Consider the following 8,310-nt stretch of genomic DNA (forward strand, 5'->3'; position numbering starts at 1 on the left):
GGCCGTCCCCTATGCCGATTCTTGGCAAATGTACCGGCGGCTAGGCCATTGGCGGCAGGCGTCGCTTGACCGGGGTTTTCTTGACGATGGCGGTGTTGGTTTCGGCGTGAGTGTTGAGGCGGTCGAGCAGGGTGTCCAGTTGTTCCATCGAGCGTACATGCAGGCGGGCGATGAAGCAGTCGTCACCGGTGACCTTGTCGCATTCGGTGAACTCGGGAATCGCCATGATCTGCCGTTCCACTTCCTGCAACTGGCCGGGCAGCGGGCGAATGCGCACGATGGCCTGCAGCTGATAACCGAAGCATTTCGGGTCGATTTCCACGGTATAGCCCTTGAGCACACCGCGCTCTTCAAGACGCCGCAGGCGCTCGGCAACGCTGGGTGAGGACAGGCCGCTGATTTGCGCCAGGGCCTTGAGCGAACGTCGTGAGTCTTCCATCAAGGCGGTGATCAGCACCTGGTCGATGTCATCGGTCATGGCGAAAACCTCTATTAGGCAGTTTTGCGAAATCGCCTTCGCATAAAAGGCAGATTCGAAGTTTAGCCTGCTTTTTGCGCTGGAGCAGCCCCCGGTCGATTGGCATACTTTGCCCATCAACCACAGGAGTCTGATGATGGACAACTCAATACGTCGCGGCTCGTTCGAAATGACCACCGCCATGCTGATCTCCGGGACCATCGGCTGGTTCGTGCTGGTGTCCGGGCAACCGGTGCTGGACGTGGTGTTCTGGCGCTGCCTGTTCGGGGCCGGTGCGCTGCTGCTGATTTGCGCGGCGTTCGGCTTTCTTCGCCCTGGCATCCTCACCCGTACCACCTTCCTGTTGGCGGTGCTCAGCGGTGTGGCGATCGTCGGCAACTGGGTGTTGTTGTTCGCCTCTTATTCCCGGGCTTCGATAGCCATCGGTACGGCGGTCTACAACGTCCAGCCGTTCATGCTGGTGGGGCTGGCGGCGGTGTTCCTCAACGAGAAAATCACCCTGCAGAAACTGGCATGGCTGGGCGTTTCGTTTCTCGGCATGCTGGCGATTGTCAGCGCACATGGCGGGGAGGGCGAGAGCGGTAACGAGTACCTGATAGGGATCGTCCTGGCCTTGGGCGCCGCGTTCCTCTATGCGATTGCCGCGTTGATCATCAAGCGCCTGACCGGTACGCCACCGCATCTGATTGCGTTGGTCCAGGTCAGCACCGGCGTATTGCTGCTTGCGCCATTCGCGCACTTTTCGGCCCTGCCGCAGGAACCGAGTGCCTGGGGCAGCCTCGTCACCTTGGGCATCGTGCACACTGGCGTGATGTACGTGCTGTTGTACGGCGCGATCCAGAAATTGCCGACGGCATTGACCGGCGCGCTGTCGTTCATCTACCCGATCGCGGCGATTTTCGTCGACTGGTTTGCCTTCGGCCATCGCCTGGAACCGCTGCAATGGATCGGGGTGGCCGCAATCCTGCTGGCCGCGGCCGGCATGCAGCAGGGCTGGAGCTTGAAATTGCGGCGCACCGTTACCTCGTAAGGCGTTTCAGATGTTCCAGCGCGGCGCCGTCCTGGCCAGTCGCTGGCGCATCTCGCCAATGTTGGCAAGCAGTTGCTCAGTCAACAAGCGGTAACCGTCCAGGGCGTTGTAGACCGGCACATCGAGCCTGACCATCGGTAGCGCCACGGGGCGCTCCAGCCGGTGGGGGACGCCGGACTTGAGCGCCCGGGCCATGGCAATCAGTTGCACGCGAATCAGTCGATGCTCTGCCTTCAAGGCCGACTGCAGGTCGCCGGCATCCGGTCGGGTATTGCCCAGTATCTCAAGGGTGCTGACACACAGGCGCAGTTGACGTTGAATGGCATCGAGTTCGGTCATGGAAATCTTCACTTCCTTGGACACCGATGGCATCAGGGAGCGCAGTTGCACCATCACGGTGTTCAGTCGCCCCATCAGCCTGAGGTGTTCGTCGCCAGTCACCGATTGGCCGGTGATGATACGACTGTAGACCGCCGCGCAATCACGCAGCGCATCTGCCAGGTTGTACCGCCAGGAATAGACCGCATAGAGCGGCAGGGCGAAGGAAAATGCCAGGGCCAGGGCAATGCCGATCAGGATATCCACCCCACGCCACAACCCGTCAGTGACCGGATTGTCACCATGCCCGGCGACGATGAATACGGTGATACCGGCCAGCAGCGCGGTGTATCCGCCTTTGCCGATGGCATGGTACGAGAAGAATCCGCACACCACCGCCATGGCGAAATAGGTCAGCCACGGCATGCCGAGCCAGGACTGTTGCACCACCAGGACCAGGCCGATAGCCGCCCCGACCAGGGTGCCGATGGCCCGTTCGGCGGCTTTCTTGCCGATGTTGCCATGGTGCTGCAAGCCGCCGATCACCACCAGCATCGTCACTGAGGCCCACTCGCCGTGGGGCAGGTGGATGCCGGTGGTCAGCAGGATCGTCGCCAGCAACCCGAGCGACACGCGCACGGCATGGATCATCCGCGCGTGGCGATAGCGCTGGTACGGGTCCAATAGCGGACGCAGTAACCGGCGCAGTAGCGGTGGCAGGCGAAGAGCCGTGGATGCGCTCAGGTCGGCTCTCCTCAGAAGATGTAGTCAGTGGTCAGGAAGCTTGAACTGCGGCCACTGATGATCTCGCTGATGAGATCCTTGTTGGTCTCCTGGAATTTGGTCGCCACCAGCGTGCGAATCGAAAACACCCGCAGGGCGTCGTGCACCGACAGCGTGCCCTCGGCGGAGTTTTTCCGGCCATTGAACGGGTAGGTGTCCGGGCCGCGCTGGCATTGGGCGTTGAGGTTGATGCGCCCGACCTGGTTGGCGAAGGTGTCGACCAGTCGACCGACCGCCACCGGGTTCGTGCCGAAGATACTCAGTTGCTGGCCGAAGTCCGATTCGAGGACGTAGTCGATCACCGTGTCCAGGTGACGATAGGGCACGATCGGCACCACCGGGCCGAACTGTTCTTCCTGGTAGACCCGCATCTGCGGCGTCACCGGATACAACACGGCGGGGTAGAAGAACGATGCGCGCGCCTCGCCGCCATTGGGGTTGACCACTTTCGCGCCCTTGCCCACGGCATCGGCCACCAGCGAGTGCAGGTAATCGACCTTGCCCGATTCCGGCAAAGGTGTCAGCGCCACGCCACTGTCCCACGGCATGCCGGGTTTGAGCGTGGCCAGTCTGGCGTTGAATTTCTCGATGAAGGCCTCGACCACGTCTTCGTGGACAAACAGGATCTTCAGGGCGGTGCAGCGCTGGCCGTTGAATGACAGGGAGCCGGTGAGCGCTTCAGTCACCGCATTGTCCAGGTCCACTTCCGGCAGGACGATCCCGGGGTTTTTCGCGTCGAGTCCCAATGCCGCGCGCAAGCGGTGAGGGCGCGGGTGCAATTTCTTCAGGTCGCTGGCGGCCTTGTTGGTGCCGATGAAGGCAAAGATATCGATGTTACCGCTGGCCATCAGCGCACTGACCGTCTCACGCCCGCTGCCGTAGATCACGTTGATCACCCCGGCCGGGAAGCTGTCGCGGAAGGCCTCCAGCAACGGGCGAATCAGCAGCACGCCAAGCTTGGCCGGCTTGAACACTACGGTATTGCCCATGATCAGCGCCGGGATCAGCGTGGTGAAGGTTTCGTTCAGCGGGTAGTTGTAGGGCCCCATGCACAGCGCCACGCCCAGCGGTACGCGACGGATCTGACCGAGAGTGTCCTGCTCGAGTTCGAAGCGGCTGGAGCGGCGGTCGAGTTCCTTGAGGGCGTTGATGGTGTCGACGATGTAGTCGCAGGTACGGTCGAACTCTTTTTCCGAATCCTTGAGGTTCTTGCCGATTTCCCACATCAGTAGCTTCACCACCGCGTCGCGCTGTTCACGCATGCGCCCCAGGAAGGTCTCGACATGCTGGATGCGCTCGGCCACGCGCATGGTCGGCCACAAACCCTGGCCGCGGTCATAGGCACGCACGGCGGCGTCGAGGGCGGTCAAGGCGGTGGCGGCATCCAGCAACGGCGTGCTGCCGAGGATGACCTGTTCATCGCCGCCAGGGCCGCTCAGGTAAACCGGGCTGCGCACCTGGGCGAGTGGACCTGGCCAGGTTTTCAACACGCCATCGACCAGGTACTCGCGTTGTTCGGTCTGGCCGTCGAGACGGTATTTTTCCGGGATGCTGCCGGCGTCGGGAAACAGGTTGCCAAGAATCTGTGCGGTCGTCATGTCGCTACCCCGTGTGTAATGTCAGCCGTGCGCTTATGGCTAGCCGTTGAAGAATCCAGTTCAAGGGTTATACGCCTTGTTGATGAGTTTTTTTAACTGCAATCGAGCGCTGATGGGCAGAATAGAGGGGTGAAGGTGTGATTATTGTGCTTCAAGCGTAGACCGCAATCGGCGTTGGGGTGAAACGCGATCTTTTGACTTGGGAGCACACAATGGCTGGTGCCGAGGTTAAACTCCGCGCTCTTTCATAAGGAGTTCACATGAGTCACTACCAGCCGGGCATTCTTGCCACCCCTGTTCCGCCTCTCGCCCGTCACATGTTCTTCGCCCTGGAATCGGCCGCGGCGCTGCCGGCTGCGTTGGACAAGCTGACGCAACTGATGGATGGCAAATCGGCGGTGGTCGGCTTCGGTGAGTCCCTGGTCAAGGCCCTCGGCGGGCATGTCGAAGGCTTGCGGGCGTTTCCAGCGCTGAGCGGTGTCGGCGTCGACAATCCGTCGACGCAACAGGCACTCTGGTGCTGGTTGCACGGTACCGACCGTGGCGAACTGCTTAACCGCAGCCACGCCTTCGAAGCAGCGTTGGCCCCGGCCCTGCGCCTGGTGCAAGTGACCGAGGGTTTCCGTCACCGTGACGGCCATGACCTGACCGGTTACGAAGACGGCACTGAAAACCCCCGTGACGAAGCCGCCGCGGCCGCCGCGCTGGTGGGTGAGGGCGCCGAAGGCATGGTGGGCGGCAGCTTCGCCGCGCTCCAGCAGTGGCAGCATGACCTCAAGGGCTTTCGCGCGATGGCGTCCCATGAGACGGATGACATCATGGGACGTCGCCTGAGCGATAACGAAGAACTCGACGACGCACCGATCTCGGCCCACGTCAAACGCACCGCCCAGGAGAGCTTTGCCCCTGAGGCGTTCGTGGTTCGCCGCTCGATGCCATGGATCGAAGGCGAGCGAGCCGGGTTGATGTTCCTGGCCTTCGGTTTTTCCCTCGACGCCTTCGAAGTCCAGCTGCGCCGCATGAGCGGCCTGGAAGACGGAATCACTGACGGCTTGTACCGCATCAGCCGGCCGATCACCGGCGGCTACTACTGGTGCCCGCCGCTGAAGGATGGTCGTTTGGATCTGCGGGCCATGCGCATCGGCTGAGTAAAAGCAAAAGATCGCAGCCTTCGGCAGCTCCTGCAGGTGGAACGCATAAACCTGTAGGAGCTGCCGAAGGCTGCGATCTTTTGATCTCCATCTAACCTTATGCCCAAACAGTATTTATCAGCCATTCCTTAGAACTCTAAGATCACGTCATAACTCGTTATGACAAGTGATCTTCATGACCGATAACGTTCTATCGCTTAGTAGCGTTCCGCTGCACACCCAACTGCGCGATGTGTTGCGTGCGCGCATCCTCGACGGTGAATACCCGCAAGACAGCCAGATGCCTTCCGAAAGCGAGCTCGGTGCGCTGTTCAAGGTCAGTCGCATCACGGTGCGCCAGGCTCTCGGCGATCTGCAGAAGGAAGGGTTGATCTTCAAAATCCACGGCAAGGGTACCTTCGTCGCCAAGCCGAAAACCTTCCAGAACGTCAGCACCTTGCAAGGCCTGGCCGAGTCCATGACCGGTCGCGGATATGAGGTGATCAACCGCCTGCGCAGCTTCAAGTTCATCGCTGCCGACAAGCTGGTCGCCGATCGCTTGCAGGTCGCCGAAGGGGAGACCGTGGCGCAGATCAAGCGGGTTCGCCTGATCAACCGCGAACCGATTTCGCTGGAAATCACTTACCTGCCCAAAGCCCTTGGCGAGCGCCTGGAGAAGGCCGATCTGGTAACCCGCGACATTTTCCTGATCCTGGAAAACGACTGCGGACTGGCCCTCGGCCACGCCGACCTGGCCATCGACGCAGTACTGGCCGACAGCGACTTGACCCAGGCGCTGAACGTCGAGGCCGGCTCGCCGATCATGCGCATCGAGCGCCTGACCCACGACGCCGAAGGCCGCCCAGTGGACTTCGAACACCTTTACTACCGTGGCGATGCCTTCCAGTACCGCCTGCGGATCGACCGGCAAAAAGGGGCGCAGGCATGACCCGAACGACTCTCGAGCAGGAATACGACATCGTGGTCATCGGCGGCGGCACGGCCGGGCCGATGGCGGCGATCAAGGCCAAGGAACGCAACCGCGATTTGCGGGTATTGTTGATCGACAAGGCCAACGTCAAGCGCAGCGGCGCGATCAGCATGGGCATGGACGGCCTCAACAACGCGATCATTCCCGGCCACTCCACGCCGGAGCAGTACACCAAGGAAATCACCATCGCCAACGACGGCATCGTCAATCAGGCCGCGGTGTATGCCTACGCGACCCACAGCTTCGAGACTATCGAACAGCTAGACCGCTGGGGCGTGAAGTTCGAGAAAGACGAGACCGGCGACTACGCGGTGAAAAAGGTCCACCACATGGGCGCCTACGTGCTGCCGATGCCGGAAGGCCACGACATCAAGAAAGTCCTGTATCGCCAGTTGAAGCGGGCGCGGGTCAGCATTACCAATCGCTTGGTCTGCACCCGTTTGCTCAAGGACGAAGAGGGCGCGGTCAACGGCGTGATGGGCTTCGATTGCCGCACGGCCGACTTCCATGTGATCAAGGCCAAGGCCGTGATCCTCGCCTGCGGTGCCGCCGGACGCCTGGGCCTGCCGGCTTCGGGTTACCTGATGGGCACCTACGAAAACCCGACCAATGCCGGCGACGGTTACGCCATGGCCTACCACGCCGGAGCCGAACTGGCGAACCTGGAATGCTTCCAGATCAACCCGCTGATCAAGGACTACAACGGCCCGGCCTGCGCCTACGTCACCGGTCCCTTGGGTGGCTACACCGCCAACAACAAGGGCGAGCGCTTCATCGAGTGCGACTACTGGAGCGGCCAGATGATGTGGGAGTTCCATCAGGAGCTCGAAAGTGGCAACGGCCCGGTGTTCCTCAAGCTCGATCACCTGGCCGAAGAAACCATCCAGAACATCGAAGAGATCCTGCACAGCAACGAGCGCCCGAGTCGCGGTCAGTTCCACGCCAATCGCGGTACCGATTACCGCACGCAAATGGTCGAGATGCACATCTCCGAGATCGGTTTTTGCAGCGGACATTCGGCGTCGGGCGTGTGGGTCAACGAGAAGGCCGAGACCTCGGTCAAGGGCCTGTATTCGGCCGGTGACATGGCCGCGGTGCCGCACAACTACATGCTCGGTGCGTTCACCTATGGCTGGTTTGCCGGCACCAACGCGGCGGACTTTGTCGCCGGACGCGAGTTTTCCGCGCTCGATGCCGAGCAGGTCGCAATTGAAAAGCAGCGAGTCTACGCACCCCTTGATCGCGAACACGGCCTGCCACCGGCCCAGGTCGAGTACAAGCTGCGCCGCTTCGTCAACGACTACCTGCAGCCGCCGAAAGTGACCAGGAAGATGCAGATCGGCCTGCAACGCTTCAGCGACATCCAGCGTGACCTGGATCAGATCAAGGCCCACAACGCCCACGAACTGATGCGCGCCATGGAAGTCAGCATGATCCGCGACTGCGCCGAAATGGCTGCCCGTGCTTCATTGTTCCGCGCCGAAAGTCGCTGGGGGCTTTACCACTATAGGGTCGACCACCCGCAACGCAACGACAGCGACTGGTTCTGCCATTGCCACTTGAAGAAGGGCGAAAACGGCGTGATGACCAGTTTCAAGAAAGCCATCGAACCTTACATCATCCCACTGGACGCCGATGAAATGCAGGCCTACGACCGGTTGCGGGTCGGTGCCGACGCGGCTTGAGCATGACACTAGAGAGAAACCGTGAAATGGCCTACCAACCCCAGGAAATATTCTTTCGCTCCAATGCTCCGGTAACCGTCGACGAGGACCTTTGCATCGCCCACAAGGGCTGCACGGTGTGCGTCGACGTCTGCCCGATGGACTTGCTGGCGATCAACCCGGCCACGCAAAAGGCCTACATGGCCTTCGATGAATGCTGGTACTGCATGCCGTGCGAAAAGGACTGCCCGACTGGCGCCGTGAAAGTGGATATCCCTTATTTGTTGCGTTGAAGCACAGCCCAAATGTGGGAGCGAG

General features: G+C 61.1%; 8 protein-coding genes. 5 read left to right on the forward strand and 3 right to left on the reverse strand.

What is annotated here, in order from left to right; translation table 11 throughout:
* Positions 1 to 40: 40 nt before the first annotated feature.
* A complete protein-coding gene (locus PG5_RS21220) occupies positions 41 to 478 on the reverse strand; it encodes an Lrp/AsnC family transcriptional regulator (protein ID WP_007987480.1) in 438 nt (145 codons plus the stop codon).
* 136 nt (positions 479 to 614) lie between these two features.
* Here PG5_RS21220 and PG5_RS21225 point away from each other — a divergent pair, with 136 nt between their 5' ends.
* Entirely contained in the window at positions 615 to 1,508 is an 894-nt protein-coding gene (locus PG5_RS21225; protein WP_042955611.1) for a DMT family transporter, read from the forward strand.
* A gap of 6 nt (positions 1,509 to 1,514) precedes the next feature.
* Here the strand turns inward: PG5_RS21225 and PG5_RS21230 are convergent, their stop codons facing one another.
* Positions 1,515 to 2,477, reverse strand: coding sequence for an FUSC family protein (locus PG5_RS21230; RefSeq protein WP_052024714.1), 963 nt, complete (start codon positions 2,475 to 2,477; stop codon positions 1,515 to 1,517).
* 104 nt (positions 2,478 to 2,581) lie between these two features.
* On the reverse strand, positions 2,582 to 4,207 hold the full coding sequence (locus tag PG5_RS21235) for an NADP-dependent glyceraldehyde-3-phosphate dehydrogenase (RefSeq protein WP_020799171.1): 1,626 nt from the start codon (positions 4,205 to 4,207) through the stop codon (positions 2,582 to 2,584).
* A 260-nt stretch (positions 4,208 to 4,467) separates the two neighbouring features.
* Between PG5_RS21235 and PG5_RS21240 the strand changes: the two genes are divergently transcribed.
* From PG5_RS21240 to PG5_RS21255, 4 genes are all read left to right on the forward strand, one after another.
* Positions 4,468 to 5,355, forward strand: coding sequence for a Dyp-type peroxidase (locus PG5_RS21240; RefSeq protein WP_020799172.1), 888 nt, complete (start codon positions 4,468 to 4,470; stop codon positions 5,353 to 5,355).
* 178 nt (positions 5,356 to 5,533) lie between these two features.
* Positions 5,534 to 6,286 (forward strand): GntR family transcriptional regulator, encoded by a 753-nt coding sequence (locus PG5_RS21245; protein ID WP_033042528.1) that lies wholly within the window; start codon positions 5,534 to 5,536, stop codon positions 6,284 to 6,286.
* Positions 6,283 to 8,013: a fumarate reductase/succinate dehydrogenase flavoprotein subunit gene (locus PG5_RS21250; protein ID WP_020799174.1), complete on the forward strand. Its 1,731-nt coding sequence runs from the start codon at positions 6,283 to 6,285 to the stop codon at positions 8,011 to 8,013. Before PG5_RS21245 ends, PG5_RS21250 begins: the two co-directional genes overlap by 4 nt.
* 26 nt (positions 8,014 to 8,039) lie before the next feature.
* Complete coding sequence (locus PG5_RS21255; RefSeq protein WP_008060065.1) at positions 8,040 to 8,285, forward strand: ferredoxin family protein; 246 nt, start codon at positions 8,040 to 8,042, stop codon at positions 8,283 to 8,285.
* Positions 8,286 to 8,310 lie beyond the last annotated feature (25 nt).

Origin of the sequence: Pseudomonas sp. G5(2012), assembly GCF_000408945.1 — a bacterium.
GTDB lineage: Bacteria > Pseudomonadota > Gammaproteobacteria > Pseudomonadales > Pseudomonadaceae > Aquipseudomonas > Aquipseudomonas umsongensis.